The sequence below is a fragment of the Rheinheimera mangrovi genome (genome assembly GCF_003990335.1).
GTDB classification, from domain to species: domain Bacteria; phylum Pseudomonadota; class Gammaproteobacteria; order Enterobacterales; family Alteromonadaceae; genus Pararheinheimera; species Pararheinheimera mangrovi.
In genome coordinates this window covers 1,810,243-1,831,468 of sequence record NZ_CP034683.1, presented here as the reverse complement: position 1 = coordinate 1,831,468, position 21,226 = coordinate 1,810,243, and the positions used below count along the sequence as shown (strand labels likewise).

Annotated in this window: 19 protein-coding genes; 5 read left to right on the top strand and 14 right to left on the bottom strand. The window is 46.4% G+C overall.

Annotated features, from left to right (window positions below):
* From EK374_RS08300 to dapA, 14 genes are all read right to left on the bottom strand, one after another.
* Positions 1–1,245 (bottom strand): SAM-dependent methyltransferase, encoded by a 1,245-nt coding sequence (locus EK374_RS08300; RefSeq protein ID WP_127021888.1) that lies wholly within the window; start codon positions 1,243–1,245, stop codon positions 1–3.
* Positions 1,242–1,997, bottom strand: a complete 756-nt coding sequence (locus EK374_RS08295) for a DUF1365 domain-containing protein (protein ID WP_206099310.1) — start codon at positions 1,995–1,997, stop codon at positions 1,242–1,244. Before EK374_RS08295 ends, EK374_RS08300 begins: the two co-directional genes overlap by 4 nt.
* A complete protein-coding gene (locus EK374_RS08290) occupies positions 1,994–3,247 on the bottom strand; it encodes an NAD(P)/FAD-dependent oxidoreductase (RefSeq protein WP_127021886.1) in 1,254 nt (417 codons plus the stop codon). The genes EK374_RS08295 and EK374_RS08290 overlap by 4 nt, the downstream gene beginning before the upstream one ends.
* On the bottom strand, positions 3,248–3,697 hold the full coding sequence (locus tag EK374_RS08285) for a nuclear transport factor 2 family protein (protein ID WP_127021884.1): 450 nt from the start codon (positions 3,695–3,697) through the stop codon (positions 3,248–3,250).
* Positions 3,690–5,123, bottom strand: a complete 1,434-nt coding sequence (phrB, locus tag EK374_RS08280) for a deoxyribodipyrimidine photo-lyase (RefSeq protein ID WP_127021882.1) — start codon at positions 5,121–5,123, stop codon at positions 3,690–3,692. The genes EK374_RS08285 and phrB overlap by 8 nt, the downstream gene beginning before the upstream one ends.
* Positions 5,123–6,064: a YbgA family protein gene (locus tag EK374_RS08275; protein ID WP_127021880.1), complete on the bottom strand. Its 942-nt coding sequence runs from the start codon at positions 6,062–6,064 to the stop codon at positions 5,123–5,125. Before EK374_RS08275 ends, phrB begins: the two co-directional genes overlap by 1 nt.
* Positions 6,065–6,394: 330 nt before the next feature.
* Entirely contained in the window at positions 6,395–6,691 is a 297-nt protein-coding gene (gene ihfA, locus EK374_RS08270) for an integration host factor subunit alpha (protein WP_008898181.1), read from the bottom strand.
* A gap of 2 nt (positions 6,692–6,693) precedes the next feature.
* Positions 6,694–9,081: a phenylalanine--tRNA ligase subunit beta gene (pheT, locus tag EK374_RS08265; RefSeq protein WP_127021878.1), complete on the bottom strand. Its 2,388-nt coding sequence runs from the start codon at positions 9,079–9,081 to the stop codon at positions 6,694–6,696.
* A gap of 13 nt (positions 9,082–9,094) precedes the next feature.
* A complete protein-coding gene (gene pheS, locus EK374_RS08260) occupies positions 9,095–10,075 on the bottom strand; it encodes a phenylalanine--tRNA ligase subunit alpha (RefSeq protein ID WP_127026486.1) in 981 nt (326 codons plus the stop codon).
* A 172-nt stretch (positions 10,076–10,247) separates the two neighbouring features.
* The gene (hda, locus tag EK374_RS08255) at positions 10,248–10,955 is read right to left on the bottom strand and encodes a DnaA regulatory inactivator Hda (RefSeq protein WP_127021876.1); all 708 of its coding nucleotides are present in this window, start codon (positions 10,953–10,955) and stop codon (positions 10,248–10,250) included.
* Positions 10,955–12,079 carry a DUF2066 domain-containing protein gene (locus EK374_RS08250; protein WP_127021874.1) on the bottom strand — a complete coding sequence of 375 codons (1,125 nt, stop codon included), beginning with the start codon at positions 12,077–12,079 and terminating at the stop codon, positions 10,955–10,957. The genes hda and EK374_RS08250 overlap by 1 nt, the downstream gene beginning before the upstream one ends.
* Before the next feature lie 25 nt (positions 12,080–12,104).
* Positions 12,105–12,740: a YchE family NAAT transporter gene (locus EK374_RS08245; RefSeq protein ID WP_127021872.1), complete on the bottom strand. Its 636-nt coding sequence runs from the start codon at positions 12,738–12,740 to the stop codon at positions 12,105–12,107.
* Positions 12,741–13,063: 323 nt separating this feature from the next.
* The gene (gene bamC / locus EK374_RS08240) at positions 13,064–14,128 is read right to left on the bottom strand and encodes an outer membrane protein assembly factor BamC (protein WP_164731842.1); all 1,065 of its coding nucleotides are present in this window, start codon (positions 14,126–14,128) and stop codon (positions 13,064–13,066) included.
* Positions 14,129–14,138: 10 nt separating this feature from the next.
* The gene (gene dapA / locus EK374_RS08235) at positions 14,139–15,020 is read right to left on the bottom strand and encodes a 4-hydroxy-tetrahydrodipicolinate synthase (protein WP_127021868.1); all 882 of its coding nucleotides are present in this window, start codon (positions 15,018–15,020) and stop codon (positions 14,139–14,141) included.
* A gap of 142 nt (positions 15,021–15,162) precedes the next feature.
* On the opposite strand from dapA, the gene EK374_RS08230 reads away from it, so the two are divergent.
* The 5 genes from EK374_RS08230 (at position 15,163) to bepA (ending at position 21,222) form a co-directional block, all read left to right on the top strand.
* Positions 15,163–15,690, top strand: a complete 528-nt coding sequence (locus EK374_RS08230) for a glycine cleavage system protein R (protein ID WP_127021866.1) — start codon at positions 15,163–15,165, stop codon at positions 15,688–15,690.
* 34 nt (positions 15,691–15,724) lie between these two features.
* Positions 15,725–16,198 carry a thioredoxin-dependent thiol peroxidase gene (bcp, locus tag EK374_RS08225; protein WP_127021864.1) on the top strand — a complete coding sequence of 158 codons (474 nt, stop codon included), beginning with the start codon at positions 15,725–15,727 and terminating at the stop codon, positions 16,196–16,198.
* A 105-nt stretch (positions 16,199–16,303) separates the two neighbouring features.
* The gene (locus tag EK374_RS08220) at positions 16,304–17,416 is read left to right on the top strand and encodes a PQQ-dependent sugar dehydrogenase (RefSeq protein WP_127021862.1); all 1,113 of its coding nucleotides are present in this window, start codon (positions 16,304–16,306) and stop codon (positions 17,414–17,416) included.
* A 15-nt stretch (positions 17,417–17,431) separates the two neighbouring features.
* Positions 17,432–19,462, top strand: coding sequence for a TonB-dependent receptor family protein (locus EK374_RS08215; RefSeq protein WP_127021860.1), 2,031 nt, complete (start codon positions 17,432–17,434; stop codon positions 19,460–19,462).
* 302 nt (positions 19,463–19,764) lie between these two features.
* The gene (gene bepA, locus EK374_RS08210) at positions 19,765–21,222 is read left to right on the top strand and encodes a beta-barrel assembly-enhancing protease (RefSeq protein ID WP_127021858.1); all 1,458 of its coding nucleotides are present in this window, start codon (positions 19,765–19,767) and stop codon (positions 21,220–21,222) included.
* Positions 21,223–21,226 lie beyond the last annotated feature (4 nt).

Below are 21,226 nucleotides of genomic sequence, written 5' to 3'. Positions count from 1 at the left end.
TTAAATTTTGTTCCTGTTCATAGGTTTGGTGAACACTAAATGTACAGCACTGGTAGCTCTTTCCAGAAAACCGCCTTCGCAGTAACACAAGTAAAAGTGCCAGAGCCGGATAAACTGATCGTCATAACCCAGCTGATGCAGTTTGTCCCGTGACGCCATAAAGTTATGACACCAATCCTGCAAGGTGCGGGCGTAATCCAACCCTATATCCTGCACCTGGCGCAGTACTAAATCTGTGTAATCGGCCACTGCATTGCTCATGCGCTGAATGGACGGCAAGCAACCACCAGGAAAGATGTAACGCTTGATAAAGTCGACTTCTTTGACGTAGTGACTGTAACGTTGATCGGCAATGGTAATAGCCTGCAATACCATCAAACCATCTTCTTTCAGTAAGCTTGAACACTTGGCAAAATATTGGTCCAGGAAGTCATCGCCCACGGCTTCTATCATCTCAATAGAAACCAGCTTGTCGTAAGTCCCTGTTAAATCGCGGTAATCCTGAAATAACAAAGTGATTTGTGACTCTAACCCGGCTTCGCGGATTTTTTCCGCAGCATAGTCGTGTTGTTCACGCGAAATGGTCGTCGTGGTTACTTTGCAACCGTAGTTACGGGCAGCAAATATCGCCATACTGCCCCAACCCGTGCCAATTTCAATCAAGTGATCTGTTGGTTTTAACTGCAGCTTGTCGCAAATAGATTTGAGTTTATTCAACTGCGCCTGTTCCAGTGTACAAGTGTCGGTTTCGTACACTGCACTGGAATACATCATGCTTGGATCTAAAAACAGCTGATACATGGCATTACCTAAATCGTAATGCGCAGAAATATTTTTGCGTGATTGCTCTTTGGTATTGCGATTACGCCAATCCAGCAACTTTAAAGCTGGTTTGCTTAAACGTGCCCATGCCGATTCCAGCTTATCCAGAATGGATGAATTGCGAGCCAATAGTTGCACCAGCACAGTTAAATTATCGCAGCGCCACTGGCCGAGAATGTAAGATTCGCCCGCGCCTACAGAGCCTGCAAACATCATTTTTTGATAAAAATCAGGATCCAGTACGATCAAGGTACATTGCAACTCGCCTTTGGCATTGCCCAGCAAAGTTTTTTCCTGACCTTCGACCAATAAAATCGCGCCATGATGCAACTGGCTTAAATGATTCAGCACCAGCTTGCGGCAGGTTTTGTCAAACCAGCGTAAATTTTGAAAAGGACATTGTTCGGTGATCGAAACCGTCATCTTGGTGTTTCCTTTGACTTTGGGTGGCCATACACAGGTACTGCTTTGAGCAGCAGTTTAACTGCGTGCCAATATATTCGTATCATCACTTGTACGTTTTGCCAGGGACGGCGGATCAGTAGCCCCTTCAGCTCTTTCAGACTAAATGGCTGTAGCACCAGATCAAACCAGGCACTGAATACCTTTTGCTCTGTTTTAAAGTTGCTAATGCTTAACTGCAGTTCAGCGGAATTAGCCACAACAGTCCAGTGGTATTGCATATCCATCGGATTAAAAGGCGACACATGAAAAGCTTTGTCATGCTGGTACTGAGATTTTTCTGTGCTTTGCACCGGCACCAGATAATAATGCCGTTCATTCCATGGTGTATTACTGACTTCAGCCAACAAGGCAATCAGTTGCTTCGACCTGTCGAAACAGTAATACAAGGTCAGCGGACTAAAGTAATAACCCCAGTTTGCCAACGGACTCATCATGCAGACTTTCGCCACATCCTGAGTAAAACCCAACTGCAGTAACTTTTGCCGGACGGCCTGAGTTAAATCCTCTGCTCCTGATAAATAATCGGAGCGGCGGAAACTACAGGCCGCAAACCGCGCTTTCGACCACAACCAACCTTTGGCCGGAATACTGCCCAGTTCATCCAGGTCGAGCCAGAAGTAATGCACCTGATAGTCAAAGCCATGGACTTTGGGCAGGTAACGTTTGTGCCCTACTTCACCCGTTAATAATGCATGACCTGATGGGATCAAAACTCCACTCCCATGGCATGAGCTATATCAACAGCACTGCGCACGCCATCTTCATGAAAGCCGTTATACCAATACGCACCACAGAACCAGCTGTTGTTGACGCCATTAATGTCACTGCGGCGTCGCTGCGCAGCAATGGTGCAGTGATTAAACACCGGGTGGTCATACTGAAAACGTTTTAAAATCTTGCTCTGATCAATGGCGTGGCTGTGATTCAGCGTCACCACAAAGGTGACTGGTGCTGTAATACCCTGCAGTATATTCATGTTATAACTCAAGGTCGCATGACTGGATGCAGCATTCGTTAAATGGTAGTTCCAGGCGGCCCATGCCGCTTTGCGTTTTGGCAAAATACGCTGGTCGGTATGCAAAATTACTTCGTTTTTCTGATAAGCAATACCGCCCAGCACCTGCCGTTCAGCTTCGCTGGGATCATTTAACAGCGCCAACGCCTGATCGCTATGACAGGCAAACACCACCTGGTCAAAACGCTCGGTGCGGCCATCGGTAAATTCCAGAGTGACACCCTCTGCATCACGGCTTACCGATTTTACAGGGCTATTGAGTTTTACCTGTGCAGGATTGAGTGTATTTAATAATGCACGCACATACTCTCGTGAGCCACCTTTGATCACCGACCACTGCGGCCTGTCCGTCACATTCAGCAAGCCATGGTTTTTGAAAAACTGCAGGAAAAAACGCAGAGGAAAAGAAGGCATATCAGCAAGACCAGAGGACCAAATGGCCGCGCCCATAGGCAATAAGTAATGGTTGCGAAGCTCGCGGCCTAAATTATGTTTCGCCAGAAACTCATCTATCAGTAAATCCAGGTCCGGATGATTTTGCTCCAGCAACTCCTTACCCAGCTTATTAAATTTGACAATATCCAGCAGCATACGCCAGAACGAAGGGCGAAACAGATTACGGCGCTGGGCAAATAATGTACAAAGCGTATGGCCATTGTATTCCAAACCTGTATCGGCTTTTTTCACCGAGAAACTCATTTGGGTATGCTGTGACTCCACCTTCAGTTCGTCTAAAAACTTATTAAACAGCGGATAAGTCCAGTTATTAAATACAATAAAGCCTGTGTCTATGGCGTACTCTTTGCCTTCAACAGTAACATCTACAGTCGCTGTATGACCACCGAGGTAAGAACCAGCTTCAAATACAGTGACTTGATGCTGGCGCTGCAACAAATACCAGCTGATCATGCCCGATATTCCGCCACCTATTACTGCTATCTTCATTTATGCGTCCTTCGCCATTTTTTGTTTAATTTTTTTAGTGACCCAGCCCAACAGTGGAATATGCTGCAGTACCATTTCATTTAAATCGTAATAATCTCTGTGATAGGCAATTTTGCCTTCATTGTTCCAGTGCACTACAGAGCAGCCATGCACAGAAATGGCTTTGCCATTGCCTATGGCTTCATGAGTAAAGGTCATCACCCAACTCAGGCAGCCTTGATCCTGATTGGCTATTTTTGAGGTAGCAACAAAGTGACAACTGCTTAAGCGCGCATAAGCGTGTGAGAAATACTGCTGCAGTTGGTCCAGCCCCAGAATATGATGCACGGGGTCAATAAACTCTACATTGTCAGCATAGAGTTGTGGCAAGGAACCCAAGTTGTTTTGGCTTAAGTTATTGTAAAAATCTAAAAAATGTTCCAGCCGTTCCGTCGCGTTATTTTCATTCATGATCCATTACATCCTGCGGTTTTTTTACAGTGTGAAACAACTCTAAGGTTTTAAGTCTGGCTTTACTGTGATCTGCCACGGGTTTGACATAGTCACTCCACATAGGCAAAGGATGGGGCCAGTGAATTTGTTTTTTCGGCACTTCAGCAAGCTCTGGCAACATACGTTTTATAAATACGCCATCCGGGTCAAAACGTTCACTTTGAGTGACAGGATTAAAGATGCGGAAATAAGGCGCTGCATCTGTGCCTGTTGAAGCCGCCCATTGCCAGCCGCCATTATTGGCCGCAAAATCGCCATCAATCAGCTTCGACATAAAATACTGTTCACCCCAGCGCCAGTCGATATGTAAATCTTTGACCAGAAAACTCGCGACTATCATGCGTAGTCTGTTATGCATCCAGCCAGTTTGATTCAGTTGGCGCATCGCAGCGTCCACTATCGGATAACCGGTTTTTCCATCACACCAGGCTTGAAACAGCGCAAGATTATTTGGCCAGACAATGCCATCTGTGTCTTTTTGAAAGGCTTTGTGTTTAATCAGCTCTGGAAAAGCCATCAGAATATGATGGTAAAAATCCCGCCACACCAGCTCAGATAACCAGACCGCAGCACCGGATTTCTCTCTGTCCCAGTCATTTGCAGCTTCCAGTTGCAGCCGACTAATGCACTGCTGCGCTGAAATAACCCCAATCGCCAGATAAGCCGACAAAGACGAAGTACCATCCAAGGCCGGAAAGTCGCGTTCTGTTTGATAAAAAGCTGCTTTGTCCCGGCAGAACTGGCGCATCTGCTCAAGAACCTGCTGCTCATCTACTGTATAAGCCAGCGAGCTGCCATCTCCTTGTTTCATCACAGGCAATTCGGGCAGCCGCAGCTTTATGTCCGGCATCATTTTGGGTTTAGGAAAACAGCGCACACCAGCTTCACGCAAAGCTGTCAGCCAGGTTTTCTTAAATGGCGTAAAGATCTGATAAATGCCACCGGTTTTGCTGAGTATGGAACCCGGTGGCATCACAGCTTTGCGGTCAAACCAATAACAGGCTTTACCCGCATTAGCAAAAGTAGCACTGACCTTGCGGTCACGCTCACGCTCACGCAGTTCGTACTCAGTGTGGCCGTACAAGGCTTCTGCACCTGCGTCTATCAACTGCTGCATCAGCTCTGGTAGAGCAGAGTAATGACTTCCTTCAATCGCCAGTAGAGGGATATTCAAAGCCGCAAGTTCAGTCTGTAACTGTTGCACACGACGACGAATAAAATCTTGTTTCATCGGTGCCATAAAATGCTTCAGCCAGCTATCCGGTGTGGCAACAAAAATTGCTACCACAGGCAACCCTGCCTGACAGGCCTCAAATAAGGCCTGATTGTCGTAGACACGTAAGTCATTACGCAGCCAGACTAAAGAAAATGCTGTGTTACTCATCAGGCACGTAACCCCAACTCATCGGGGAACGGCTGCAGGTACTGCTGCGCTGCTACATACTGATGGGGATGCTGAGCTAAATGGTGACGTAACAAGGTTAAAGGTGCCAGCAAAGGCAAATGGCCCTGACGGTATTTATGGATCAGCTTCAACAACTCATGCTTCGCTTCACTGCTTAGCATTTTTTTAAAAAAGCCCTGCAAATGCATCAGCACATTGGCTTGCTGCTTCCGGGTCGCTTGTTGCTTTAACGCCTGCATTAAATCCAGCAAATAACGCTGCGCCAATTCATCAGGAGCAAAGAGTTTCGCCTGAGCCACTAAACGACCCAATTCGCGGTACGCCGCTGGGCTATGCGCCATCACCAAAAATTTATAGCGGCTATGAAAAGCCACTAACTTACCCACAGTAAAACCGGATTGCAGCATTTGCTGATAGTCGTGACAGGCAAAAATCCGCGTAACAAAGTTCTCTCTCAGGTTGCTATCGAGCAAACGACCATCCTCTTCCACAGGCAACCAGGGATAACTATGCATCAGTTGTTGTGTAAAAACCCCAACACCAACCTTGCCCAATTGATGGCCATTTTGATCATTTAAACGCACCCGTTCCATACCGCAGCTGGGTGATTTAGCACAGACAATATAACCGGACAGCTGCTTCAGCTCTGGCAAAATCTTTTGGCTAAACTGAAGCATAGTGTCTGTATGATCAATGCTGCTGTCTTTGCTGTTGACCAATCGCACTTGCTGTGCAGCATTGAGCTGCAACCGGATAGCAGGGCGAGGCACACCTAAGCCTATCGCTTGCTCAGGGCAAACCGGTACATAAGACACAAAAGGAGCAAGAGTGCTGTTACAAAAGTCTGACGCTTTATGGCCGGCATCAAAACGTACTTTTTGCCCAAGCACACAAGCACTGACACCGATTTGGATACTCATAATAAGAACTCACAGAAAAAATCACGGAGATGACTAGAATTGTTTACAGATCAGCAGGTTCATTGGATCACTGCAAGTAAAAATTTTTGCCTGTAGAAAATCGATTGGAACGAAGTAATAATAGCCGGTATGCGAGCCAACGGCGCAAGCTGGAGCATTTTGCAATAAAAAAAGCTGCATCGGACGACGCAGCAGCACGTCTGGTCACACAGTATCAATAATTGTTACTCTGGTCTCTGTCGTTGTACTCACATCGATAAGCTAGGAATTGTGACAATAAAAAAAGGAGTGCCCGCAAGGTACACTCCTTTTTAACTACACAATTAGACATTACTTCTTGGCGGTGCCTACTTCGACTCTACTTTTTAACTTCTGGCCCGGTCTGAAGGTCACCACGCAGCGTGCAGAGATAGGAATATCTTCACCTGTTTTCGGGTTACGGCCTGGCCTTTGGTTTTTTACCCGCAGGTCAAAATTACCAAAACCTGACAGTTTTACCTGGTCGCCTGCTTCCAAAGCAATGCGGATCTCTTCAAAAAAAGATTCGACTATTAATTTTGCATCGCGCTTGCTGATGCCAAACTTGGTAAATAAACGTTCTGCTAAATCGGCTTTGGTAAGCGCCATTCTTAATCCCTCAACGTTGCGTTGAACTCTTTGCTCAGCACCTCGACCACAGAAGAGATAACCTGTTGGATATCTTTATCTTCAAGCGTTCGCGCCTTGTCCTGCAAGGTTAAAGCTATTGCTAATGACTTATAGCCATCAGCGACACCCTGCCCTGTGTAGACGTCAAACAATTTTAGGTCAACTAATTGATTTCCGCCAACTTTTCTAATAGTAGCAAGGATATCTGAAAAACGCACATCAGATTTCACAACAATAGCTAAATCGCGACGGTTTGCAGGATATTTTGAAGTTTCCTGAGCTAAAACAATGTGTTTATCACCAAATGCTTCCAACTCTATTTCAAATAAAAAGGCTTTGCCTTTAATACCCAATTTGCGTTCCGCTTCCGGATGCAAGGCGCCAAGCACACCTACAGCTTTGCCATCCCGGTTTAACTGAGCAGTTTGCCCCGGATGTAAGGCGCTGTGTTGACCTGTAGCGAAAGTAAAACACTCTGTAGCTGAAGTGCAGCTTAACAGCGCTTCCACATCGCCTTTAACATCATAAAAATCAACTGCGCGCTCTGCAATGGTCCAATGTTCGTTGCCATAACTGCCAACAATCACCCCCCCTAAAACCGGCACCTGACGCACACCACCTTCAGCATTCGCATCAGGGATAAACTTCAGGCCATATTCGAACAGACGAATACGGTTTTGCTGACGGTTCTGGTTGTATTGCACAGCCTGCAATAAGCCAGGCCACAGGTTTAACCGCATCGCCGACATATCAACGGAGATTGGATTTGGCAGCACCAGTGCGGCCTGACCTGGGAACAAAGCCTCTTGCACTTTAGGGTCAACAAAACTATAAGTAATAGCTTCCTGATAACCACGGGCCACCAACAGATCTCGTAAGCTGTGAACAGAAATACGGCTTTCCTGATGTTTGCTCATCGCTAGCGCAGCTTGTGGTGCTACATTAGGAATATTGTTGTAGCCATAAACACGAGCCACTTCTTCGATTAAATCTTCCGGTATAGAGATATCAAAACGGTAGCTTGGTACTGTGACCTGCCACTCGTCGCCTGAAACCTGAACCTGCATCCCTAAACGCTGGAAAATTTCAGTCACTGTCTCTGTCGCAATAGAAATGCCTAAAATACGGTCCAGCTTAGCGCGGGTTAAGGCAATTTGTGCCGCTTTTGGCAGGTGCTGTTCGGACACAGCTTCCACCACAGGGCCAGCTTCACCACCTACTATAGCTAATAACAAGGCCGTGGCTCTTTCCATTGCAGTACGTTGCAGCTCTGGGTCTACACCACGCTCATAACGGTGAGAGGCGTCTGTGTGCAGGCCATACTGACGGGCAATACCAGCCATTTCTACCGGAGAGAAAAAGGCGCTTTCAAGGAAAATGTCATTGCTGTCTTTGGTGACACCACTGTGTAAACCACCAAAAACACCGGCCATAGCTAAAGCTTTTTGACTGTCAGCTATCACCAGTGTATTGGCTTTTAAGCTCACTTCGTTGCTATCCAGCAGAGTAAGCTTTTCACCTTCTTTGGCCATACGCACGTCAATGTCACCTTCGATTTTGCTTAAATCAAAAGCGTGCATTGGGTGACCCAGCTCTAACAATACATAGTTGGTCACATCCACTACAGCATCAATAGAACGGATGCCTGAGCGACGTAACTTTTCCACCATCCACAAAGGCGTAACAGCCGCTGTGTTGATGTTGCGGATCACGCGGCCCAAATAACGTGGACAAGCCTGCGGCGCAGATAACTGAATGCCTTTGACGTCACTGATACTTGCAGCTACTGCGGCAATTTCAGGTTGTTTTACGTCCAGATTATTCAGTACACCGACTTCACGGGCTAAACCTTTTAAGCCTAAACAGTCAGCGCGGTTTGGCGTTAAATCCACTTCAATGGCATTGTCGTCTAACGTCAGGTACTGACGAATGTTCTGACCCAGCGGCGCATCCACAGGCAGTTCAATAATGCCTTCTGAACTTTCGGCCATGCCCAGCTCAGATAAAGAACACAACATACCGTTAGAAGGCTGACCACGTAACTTGGCCGCTTTAATTTTAAAATCGCCAGGCAATACAGCGCCTACTGTGGCAACCACAACTTTTAAGCCCTGACGGCAGTTGGCTGCACCACAAACGATATCTAATAGTTCACCAGAGCCAATATCCACTTTAGTGACTTGTAATTTGTCGGCTTCAGGGTGACGACCACATTCAACCACATGGCCTACTACAACACCGCTAAATTCACCTGCAACAGGCTCGACACCGTCTACTTCCAGACCGGCCATCGAAATTTGTTCTGCTAACTCATTGGTCGATAACTGCGGGTTGACCCACTCACGTAACCAGGATTCACTGAATTTCATTATCTGCTCCCGCTTATCTGAATTGCTTTAGAAAACGCAGATCGTTTTCGAAGAATGAACGAAGGTCTGTTACGCCATAACGCAGCATGGTCAGACGCTCAACGCCCATACCAAAAGCAAAACCGCTGTAGATTTCAGGGTCGATGCCAACAGAACGTAATACATTTGGATGCACCATACCGCAGCCTAATACTTCCAGCCATTTGCCGTTTTTGCCCATCACGTCCACTTCAGCTGAAGGTTCAGTAAAAGGGAAAAAGGACGGACGGAAACGGATTTGCAAATCTTCTTCAAAATAGTTATTCAGGAAGTCGTGCAAAATACCTTTGAGTTCAGTAAAGCTGACGTTTTTGTCGACCATCAAACCTTCCACCTGATGGAACATCGGGGTATGGGTTTGATCGTAGTCGTTACGATACACACGGCCCGGAGAGATGATCCGCAGCGGTGGTTGTTCTGTTTCCATAGTACGAATTTGCACACCAGAGGTCTGAGTACGCAGCATCAGCTTAGGATTAAAATAAAAGGTGTCGTGATCAGCACGGGCCGGGTGATGCGTTGGAATATTCAGTGCATCAAAGTTATGGAAATCATCTTCGATTTCCGGGCCATGTTTGACTTCGAAACCCAATTCACCAAAAAAGCTTTCAATACGGCGAATGGTGCGGGTGACAGGGTGCAAGCCACCGGCTTCTAAAGCGCGACCTGGCAAAGTCACATCAATCTGCTCTTTTGACAGTTTTTGTGCCAGCTCAGCCTGTTGCATCTGATCACGTTTAGTGTTTAACGCGTCCTGCACTTGCTGTTTTAAGTCATTGATCTGTTGACCTGCAGTTTTGCGGGTTTCCGGATCCATAGCACCTAAAGATTTCAGCAACTCAGTGATGCTGCCTTTTTTGCCCATAAAGGCCACACGCACATCTTCCAGTGCGTTGATATCGTTCGCTACAGCGACTGCCTGTAAGGCTTCTTCTAAAATGGCGGTTAAGTTCATCGCTATCCTCAGACCAGCGTTAATCCCCTTGCTACCTGAAGCTGCAGCTTTGTCGGCTGCAGCGTCACTAACTTCGGGGGGATAAGTCGTATAAAAAGGTGGCAATAATACACCAGATTTGCGCTCAGAGCTTGCGTAAAATAAGGCTTTTTTTAGTTCAAAGGACGAAAAATCAGTGAGATAAGCTCAGCATATCTTTGACAAAAGGAATGGTCAGCTTACGCTGATGCACTATCGAGGCTTTATCCAGTAAATCGAGAATTTGCACCAGTTCCCGAATGTCGCGTTGCTGACGGTTTAATAAAAACCGCGCCACTTCATCCGGTAGCTCCATGCCTCTTAACCGGGCTTTTTGTTGTAGCAGTTTTTGTTTGTCTTCATCGCCTAATAAACGCAGCTGAAAACTAGTACAAGCCTGCAAGCGAGACACTAAATCAGGCAAGGTAATACCCAATTCAGTTGGCGCCTGATCGGCGACAATAATCAGAGCTTTGCCCTGCTCTGTCATACGATTGTATAAATCAAACACTGCCACTTGCCAGCTGATATCCCCTGCTATGGCCTGAATGTTATCCAGACACACCAGATCCAGTTCTTCCAGTTGGTCCAATATCCGCGGGCTCCAGGCTTTAAAATCTTCCAGGCTTAACAACTGACTGGTTAAGCCCAATTCCTGCGCCTGCACGCACGCGGCATAGAGCAAATGCGATTTGCCACTGCCACTGGCGCCAAATAAATACAAAGGCAGGCGGTGTTCAGAGGGTGTTGTCAGAAAATGCTTGATATAACCCACCACAGGGCTGGTTTCAGCCCCATAGAAAGTATCAAGAGTTTCATCTTCCGGCAGTGTCACTGCCAGGGTGTATTGCACCGGAGTCATTAGTTCGGGATATACCTGTAACGCAGCGCGGAAGGCATAACATCTGACGCTGCAGCGGCTGGCTCTGTCGCCATTTCTGCCGCCATTTCAGAGAACAGCTCATCTGCCGCATCTGTTGTGTCAACAGGGATTACAGCGGGTTCGCTTGCGGCTTGCAGCGATTGCAAACGACGTTCCAGCGACAAAGAGTTAATAAAAGCGCTGCGGTCTGCTGCCAGTTGCACTTTAAACTTCAGTAAGTCCGCTTTGCGTTCCTGCACTGTCACTTGCTTGACCGACAACATAGCGCTAAGCATTTGCTGTACTTTGACCTGATCGACAAAATTAGTTAAGCCTTCAATATCCAGTTCCAGTTCGGTCTGGCCTTGCGGGCTACCAAGCTGAACGGCAAATTTACTGGCCAGTTGTGCCGTCAAACTGCTTAAAAATGCAGTAGCCAACTCTGGTTGCGAGCTTGCGACTAACTCATTGCTGACCAATTGGTCTTGCTCATAGCCCTGCCAGGTTAATCTGTATTGGCCAACTGCCGGCTGATCAAAAAGCAAAATTAAGGTCTGATCGGCATTAAATGGCAAACTGGCTTGTTCAATCAACAACCAGTTACCCGCCCATACTTCGTCCACAGAAAGCGTGGGAATATAAGTTTCACTGGCTGTTGGTAGCTCAAGAGGCAAGCCGATAGCTTTCGCCTGTTGTTGCAGCTGACTTAATACGGGGTTCGCCGTTCCTTGCATAAAGACGCGGCTTTCAGGCGTTTGCTCTACAGGCCACAGCACTATGGCAGGGCGTCTTGCTCCCCAAATCGCGATCTGATTCTGGCTTAATAGCTGCTGTACTTTTTGTTCGTCCAGTCCGACTTTTAACGCCGGTCCTTGCTCTGAACTGACAGCGGCAAAGGTCTTTATATAGTTACCGGCATTTTTCAGCTCAGCTTTGATGGCTGCCTGCTCCACCACTGCAGGATTGACTGTCACTTTCACCAATACCTGTGCCAGCGCTTGTTGCTGCCATTCACTTTGGTTTTGACCTGCAGGCACAACAGCCTGATACACATCTGTCAGTTGTTTTGCTTGTGCAGCATGTGTAACCAATAAAAAACATAGCGCCGCAATAAGTAATCGCATCTTTTGCCCTTAACCTGCTAAACCTTTAACCCGCCAACACAGGGAAAATCCCTTTTAAGCCAAGACTGATAAACTCAATAGAGATAGCTGCCAAAATAAGTCCCATCACCCGGGTAATAATATTCATACCGGTTTGTCCTAATCTGTTGGCTATTTTACCTGATAAGCGCATCAGGATCGCCAGAAGAATACCAACCAGGATTATTTCTGCCGAAATAATTAAATAATGCTGCCAGCCTTCTGCTCTGTTAGCGTACAAAATAATAGAACTGATAGCGCCGGGGCCTGCCAGCATAGGCATGGCCAGCGGCACTACAGCAATAGAAGATTTTTGCGCTGCTTCTATTCGCTCCGCTTCTGTGCTTTTGGCACCACTGGTCTGAGCGTTTAACATCGAAATGGCCATCAGTAAAATAAGAATGCCACCACCGACCCGAAAAGAATTCACTGAAATGCCAAAAAAGCTCAGAATAAATTCACCAAAAAACAAGGTCACCAATAAAATTACAGTAGCCGCTTTGGCGGCTGTCATCGCAACTTGTTTTTTGTCCTGCTCACTGTGGTCCGCAGTCAAGGACAAATACATAGGTAAAGCGCCCAGCGGGTTTAAGATAGCAATGATGCCGATAAAAATTTTCAGATAATCCTGTACATCCAGCATCGACGTCCCTTAGTTTTGCTTATTAACACTATTAAAGTGAGCCTAATCATAGCGTTATTTTATTCATCCTGCATCGGCTAAGACGGTTCGATAGCAACTTCTATTTACTTTGAGTTTTTTTAGTTCAGACAGTGAATAAAAAACCACCCGCAGGTGGTTTTTCGACTATCACTCTGGCTTAGCCCAGTTGCACACTCAAACGAAGAACTTCAACTTGTCATTTAAAACTAACGCAGAGCTGAGCACTGCACTTTAGCTCAGTTCACTTCAGTTCAAAAACAGGCGCAAACAGAATTACTTTGCGCCTGCCCGAATATAGCTTCTTACAACTCTATATTATCTTTCCTGATAATTTGCACCAAAGCCTGATGCAAAGCACTGATCTGGTCGGCAGATAATATTTTGCCCGAACTGTCACGCCAGCTCAGACTGGTTCCAATTTCAGCTTTTGACAGAACTAATTGATAATCGCCTTCTGTTAATGGCACAACAATGGCTTCTTTATCTGCCCACAGCGAGTCCCAAAAACCAGTCTCTGGTTCTTTATAGGTCAGGAAGAAGCTGTATTTGGTTCTGTCCAAATCATTAACAACAAAGCCATTTTGTTCAAACATTAATTCCAACTGTGACCAGGCTACATCAATGGACTGCCCTGTGATCATCGCCGCATTGCCTTGTGCATCAAATCCTGTAGTCAGAGTGATCTGACGTGATTGAGCTTTTTTCAGCTTAATCTGAGCCAATTCTACGGTCGCGACTTTGTCCACCAGACGGTTCAGGAAATACACTTCCTCACGCTTTTGCGCTATTGCCGATAACTTTGTATCGTTTTCAATGTAACGATGTTCCAGCAATTGCACTCTGACGCCTACAGAACGGCCATGAGTTTTAGGTTCAAACACCACTAGAAAACGGCTTTGTTCTTTCTCTACCAGGTCTTTCCATAACCAGAAACCTTCTTCTTCAAAACGACTGACCCAGCCCGTCTCAAAAACCAATCCTTGCTGGTCTTTTTGTGTGATTTCGATTTGCTTTTCTGCACCAAAATCCAGCACGTTCTTTTTCAGGTAAGGTAATAACTCACCTGTATATTCTGAACGTTCGAACCAAATCCGCGCTTCTTTTTCTTCTTCTTCAACCCGGCTATTGGTCGCCAGCGCCAATACCTGCATAGGTGATTTCAGTTCAACTTCAGTCACTGGCGCATTAGGGGCCGGTGGAATATCAAATTGAGTCGGCTTTTTCGCAGCCGATAATCCGGCAGGAACTTTTAATTCTGCAACAGGTTTGGCCTCCACCTTACCTTGCTCTACAACGTCTTTAGGGAACAAAGAGCAACCAGAAATAAACAATGAGGCAACTAAGCTTGCCGGGATCCAATACTGCACTATAAAACTCCTACACATTAATCTGGGCTTGTTTCAGCGCTTGTTCGATTACGCTTTGGTGAATTGGTTCCAACCGGGTCAAAGGTAATCTTGCCATATCATCAGCAATTAACCCCATCTTCAGCAGTGCCCACTTACTCGGAATAGGATTGGCTTCAATAAACAGCTGGTGATGTAAGCCTTGTAGCTGCTGATCGAGTTGTTGTGCCAATTCTGTATTTTTTTCTATCGCCGCTTTCGACATTTGAGCCATTAAAGCAGGTGCTATGTTGGTAGTCACCGAAATGACGCCGTGGCCACCTTTTAACATAAATTCGCAGCAACTGGCATCGTCACCGCTTAATAATAAAAAATCTGCCGGGCATAAGGCCTGCAATTGTGCCAGTCGCTCCATAGAACCTGTGGCTTCTTTAATGCCAACAATATTCGGCACTTTTGCCAGCTCAGCTACTGTTTCAGCCTTTAAATCAACACCTGTCCGGCCTGGCACGTTGTATAAAATAACAGGTTTGTCTGTTGCCGCAGCAACGGCCTGATAATGTGCCAGCATGCCTTTTTGCATTGGCTTGTTGTAATAAGGAGTAACGGTTAAAAAACCTGCAATGGGCAAAGCAGATAATGTTTTGGTTTTTTCTACTGCATCAGCTGTTGAATTTGAACCATTACCAGCGATCACCGGAATACGGCCATCTACTTGTGCCAAAACAGCTTCAAGCACCTGGACTTGTTCAGAAAAACTTAAAGTGACCGACTCACCTGTGGTGCCCATAATCACCAAAGCGTCGGTCTGATTGCTTAGATGGAAATCTACCAACCGCTTGAGGCTGCCGTAATCTACAGCACCATCTGGATCCATCGGGGTGATCAAAGCAACAATACTTCCGCTAAACATGCTAAAGGCTCCATAATTTTCAGGCTGCCTATGGTAATGACGCACGACAACAAACACAAGCAAGGGACTGTCACACAGGTGAAATTTACGCTAAATATGCTAAACTTCGCAGCCGTTTTTCATTCAGAGACATCAACTTAGCATGCCACAACAATTGGTCGTCACTGCAATAGGTGCAGACAGAACAGGGCTGGTTAGCCGTCTTGCACGGCTGGTTACAGATTGTAACTGCAACATAGTCGATAGCCGAATGGCTATTTTTGGCAATGAATTCACTTTTATCATGTTGTTATCCGGTGATGCAGTGGCTATCAGTCGAATTGAGCATTTATTGCCTGGGCTAGGTTATGAACTTGATCTGCTTACGATGACCAAACGTACATCAGCCAATCATACTGCAGAGGTCAGCGCACATTACGTGTTGGAATACACCGGAAAAGATAAAGTGGGTACCTTGGGCGCTATCGCTACTTTGCTGGCGAATCATCAGATTTATATAGGTGCTTTGCGCACTGAAACTCTGACGGATGCTACCACTCAGCAGCTGTTAAACCACTGCACAATGACGGTCCAACTGCCCCAAGGTGCGCAGCTTGAAGTGATTAAGCAGGAAGTTTCAGCTTTGCTTGACCAGCTTCAATTGACCGGACGTTTTGAAGCACAGCTCTGAATCAGAAGCCAAACTCTCATCAAAAGGAAAAACAATGAACAGATTAACCGCAGGACAACAAGCTCCGGATTTTAGTTTGCCAGATCAAACAGGCAAAGTTGTACAGTTGAGTGAGCTACTAAAACAAAGCCGCGTACTGCTGTATTTTTATCCTAAAGCCATGACACCAGGCTGCACAGTGCAAGCCTGCGGTTTACGCGACAGCAAAACGCAACTTGCGGAATACAAAGTTCAGGTTGTAGGGATCAGTATTGACGCCCCTGCCCGTCTGGCGAAGTTTGAACAAAAAGAACAATTAAACTTTACCTTGTTAGGTGATGAAGAGCACAAAGCCGCAGAAGCTTTTGGCGTCTGGGGCGAAAAGAAATTTATGGGCAAAATTTACGACGGTATCCATAGAATCAGTTTTCTGATTGAGCAAGATGGTACTGTCAGTAAAGTCTTTGATGACTTCAAAACCAGCAATCACCATGATGTGGTGTTGGCTTACCTGAAAAGCGCCAATTAATCTCCATTAATCCCAACAAAGTGGATACCAGCCGCATTTTCACTACTTTTTTATGGTATCTATTATGCTCAGTTTTTTTATTGCGCTAAAAAAAGGACCTGTTGTATGCATAAACTATCCCTGCTCAGCCTGATTGTCGGCCTTGGTCTGGCGACTCATCCCCTGTTGGCCGAATCGTTAAAAACCGAAAAAGCCACTTTGGAGATGCAAACGCTTTCTTCCGGATTAAATCATCCGTGGGCCATGCAGTTTTTACCAGACGGCACTTTACTGGTGACAGAACGCGCAGGCTTTATGCGTTATATCAGCAAAACCGGTGAAAAAAGTGAAGCCATTGCTGGTGTACCCGCTGTGCATGCGAAAGGTCAGGGTGGTTTATTAGGTCTGGTACTGGATCCAGACTTTGCAAAAAACAAAACCATTTACTTTAGTTTCAGTGAGCCCCGCGATGGTGGTACCAATGCCACAGCAGTGGCCAGCGCCATTCTGGATGGACAAACATTAAAGCAAGTGAAGGTTATTTTCCGTCAGGCCGAAGCCATTGACAGTAACTACCACTACGGCGGCCGTTTGGTGTTTAACCCTGCTGGTGAATTGTTTATTACCTTGGGTGATCGCGGTTCACGCCGTGATGATGCGCAAAAACTGTCAGGTCACTTTGGTAAAGTGGTAAAAGTAAATAAAGACGGTTCTGCAGCCGCAGGCAATCCATTTGCCGCACAAGCAGAAGCAAAAGCCGATGTCTGGTCTTATGGCCATCGTAACTTGCAAGGCGCTGCGATTCACCCTCAAACCGGCATGTTATGGACTCATGAACATGGTCCTCAGGGTGGCGATGAAATCAATATAGCCACTGCAGGTAAAAACTATGGCTGGCCTGTGATTACCTATGGTGAAGAATACGGTGGTGGTGTCATAGGCAACAAATCCAAAGCAGGTTTAGAACAGCCGCTGCATTACTGGGTGCCTTCTATTGCTCCAAGTGGTATGAGTTTTTATACCGGCACTCAAATTAATGGTTGGCAAAACAATCTGCTAGTCGGATCACTAAAATTTGGCCAGTTAGTGCGCTTAGAACTAACTGGCGATAAAGTCAGTCACGAAGAACGTATCCGTATTGGCGCTCGCATCCGTGATGTGCAGGCTGGCCCTGATGGCGCAGTCTATCTGCTGACCGACGAAGATGACGGTAAGTTATTACGTTTATCACCGCAATAAGAGTAATTTCTCTCAATGAACTATTTACCTTTTAAACTGAGCGCTTTAGCGCTCAGTTTTTTTTCTGCCGCACTTGCCGCAGAAGACAATAGCATTGCAGTTCAAATCCCGGACGAAATCATAGTAGTCACAGCTCAAGGCCAGCAATCCCCCTGGTTGGGTAGCGCGGCCAGCAGCTTTCGCAGAAGCTTTGATCAACCCCCCCTGCAGATAGATGCCGCCAGTTTATTGCAGCATATTCCCGGCATTCAGGCCGACAGTCGAGCAAACTATGCTCAAGACAGCCGTTTAAGTGCCCGTGGTTTTGGCAGTCGTAGCAGTTTTGGCATTCGGGGTATTCGCCTGTTACAAGATGGTATTCCGCTGTCGAGTCCGGACGGTCAGGGCCAATTCAGTTCAGTATTGCTGGATCAACTCGCCTCTGTTGAAGTGTTAACTGGTCCACTTGCGGTGTTGTATGGCAATGCAGCAGGAGGTGTCGTGTTGCTGCAAAGCCGTTGGCCTACAGAGAATTCGGCCTCAGTACAACTGAGTCACAGCCAGTTTGCCCGCCAGCAACTGCTCTCGGCTGCTGTGGTCAAAGGCAATCATGCAACCTCTGTTAGCCTGAAAAACGCAGAGTTACAAAGCCAGCGCGCGCACAGTGATGCAAAAAAACAACAAGCTCAGTGGTTATGGCAAAGTGCGTTTGAAAACGATCTAAAGCTGCAGTTGCGATACGACTGGTCTTACGATCCGCTGCTGCAAGACCCATTGGGTTTAACTGCACAGGAATGGCAGGCCAACCCGCACCAGACAGCCGCCAATGCAGAAACTTTTGATACCCGTAAATTTACCAAACAGCAGCAATGGAGCATGAACCTGTCACAGCAGCTTGCAGATCAAAGCTGGCGTCTGGCAGCCTGGTTTGGCCAACGTGATGTAGGCCAGTATTTAGGCTTTGATGGTGTTGCTGCGACATCAGCCGGTGGTGTTGTAGATTTAAGCCGGCCTTATCAGGGCCTGGATGCGTCCTACAGCTGGCAATTTGACACTGTTCGCCTGAGTTTAGGTGGTGCGCTTGAGCAAAGCACAGATGAGCGCCGCGGTTATGTTAATAATCAGGGCGTTCAGGGTGATTTACGCCGTGATGAAGAAGGCGAAGTGCAGTCTGCTGATTTGTATAGCCGTTTTGTCTGGGACTTAAGTTCAACATGGCAATTCAGTGGTGGTGTTCGCCACTCAGAGCTGGATTTTGATGTCACTGATTTTTACATCACTGCACAAAACCCGAACGACAGTGGTTCCACTTCTTTTGCGAAAACCTCTGCAGCTCTGGCATTAAATTTTGCTCAGTCTGACCATTTGTCCTGGTATATCAGTGCCGGTCGCGGTTTTGAGACCCCAACCTTTAGCGAGATGGCGTACCAAAGCAAGGGTGATGGCCTGAATCTGGGGCTAAAAGAGAGTACCAACCAGCAATGGGAGTTAGGCAATAAATGGCAATTGGCTAACTGGCGATCCAGTGTCGCGGTATTTTTAGTTGAAAGTGAAAATGAGTTGGTGGTCGATCAATCCATTGGCGGTCGCACCAGTTATCGCAACGCCAGTGAAACCAAACGCACTGGTGCGGAAGTATCTGCCTTATGGCTGGCATCTGCTTCATGGCAACATCAATGGACACTTACTCAGCTCAATGCCCGTTTTACAGAGGGCGCCCCTGATGGCAAGTTACTTCCTGGTGTGGCCAAGCAGCAGGCACAATGGCAAATCAGCTGGATGCCGTTGCAAAGCTCTGAATGGATGGTGCAGTTTGATACCTTGTATCGCAGCAAAATAGCCACCAGCGACCAAAACCTGCTATTTGCGCCCTCTGCTACTGTCTATCACATGAAACTGGTTGCAGAGTCTACGCTGTCCAATATGCAGCTGCGCTACTGGCTGGGTGTGGATAACCTGACCGATAAAAACTATGTTGGAGCTGTGGTGGTGAATCAAGCCAATGGCCGAGCTTTTGAGCCAGCCTTGCCACGGTCCGTAACTTTGGGACTTAGTCTGAATTTTTAACTCTTTCACAGGGGGGATTGCTGCGGCAATCCTCGCTGGCTTCGGCTAAAAAGTGGATCAGGTTGAACTTCATCCAATTTATTTTGCCAAAGACACTGAAATTAATCAGTGGCTTAACAACATTTAACTGAACCACTGTACACTCTGCTTTACCTTTGCTTTGCGAAAGGCAACAGTGCGCCATAAAGATCATCTATCTCTTTGCTGCTGTTGCATATTTATCAAAAAAAGCTGGGGTAAGCGGGCCAAGTGAATTAAAATTGCCTGTGTTTAAAGCCGGTATGACTGAGTTCAAAAAATAAATGAAGCAATTTGCAGTAAAAACACAACTCATTAAACTGAGCCTGTTCAGTATCTGTCTGGCTCTGACTAGTGCCTCAGTTCAGGCAAATAATGCGCTACCTGATATAGGTGGCAATGCTTTTTCAACCCTAACGCCTGACAAAGAAAAACAGTTGGGCGACGTGATGATGCGTCAAACCAAAGGCCAGTTGCCTATGGTGTACGACCCTTTACTGGATGAATACCTGAACACTATGGGTAATCAGATGGTTGCTAAAGCTCAGGACGTTAAATTTCCATTCCGCTTTTATTGGGTCAATGACAAAAACATCAACGCTTTTGCGACGCTGGGCGGCAATATAGTGTCTCATACCGGCACTTTAGCTGTATCAGACAGTGAAAGTGAATTTGCCTCTGTTATAGCGCACGAAATATCTCACGTGACTCAACGTCACATCGCCCGTTCTGTTGAAGCACGCTCTGAAAATGGTCCACTCACGCTTGCAGGTATTCTGGGTTCTATTTTGTTGGCAACAGTCAATCCGGAAGCAGGTATGGCTGGTATCATGGCCTCACAGGGCCTGGCACAACAAAGTGCGATTAACTTTACCCGTAGTAACGAGCAGGAAGCTGACCGTATTGGTATTCAACTGATGGCGGATGCCGGCTACAACCCTTATGCAGTGCCAGAGTTTTTTAATAAACTGGCGGAAAAAAGCCGCTTTGCCAATACTCAACTGGCCTTCTTGTATACCCACCCCTTGTCACAATCCCGGGTCGCTGACTCACGTTTAAGGGCGGAACAATTTCCTAAACGTTTTGTTGCTGACAGTCAGGATTATGCGTTGGTAAAAGCCCGTGTTATGGCTCGATACCACTATCAAAGCAAAGATGCTCAAAGCTATTTTTTACGTAAACTGGCTGAACCTGGTGGCAACACGAAAGCCAACCAGTACGGTTTGGCTTTAGCATACTTTGATGACAAGCAAGTGGATAAAGCAGAGCAGATCATCACAAAATTACGTCAGCAAGAACCTGACAATTTGTATTACATCGATGCCTATACCGACATATTGCTGGCGCAAGGTAAGGCTGAGCAGGCCATGACTATGCTTGAGCAGCAGTACTTACTGAAACCCAATAATCAGGTCATTACGCTGAACTATGCCAATGCTGCGGTTCAGGGCAAAGCCTACCGCCTCGCCATTCATTTGCTCAGAAATTTACTTTATTACAAAAATGATATTTTTATGGCTTATGAAATGCTGGCTGACACCTATAAAGCAATGGAAGACTATGCACACTATTACGAGGCCAGAGCTGATTTATATTACCAAATGGCTATCTACCCCAAAGCTATTGATGATTTAAATGAAGCTTTAAACCATATTGGTGCAAACAACACCTTAGAGAATCGACGGATTGAGGCGAAGAAAAAGCAATGGCAAACCGAATTAAACCGTCTGAAACGCTTGTAAAATA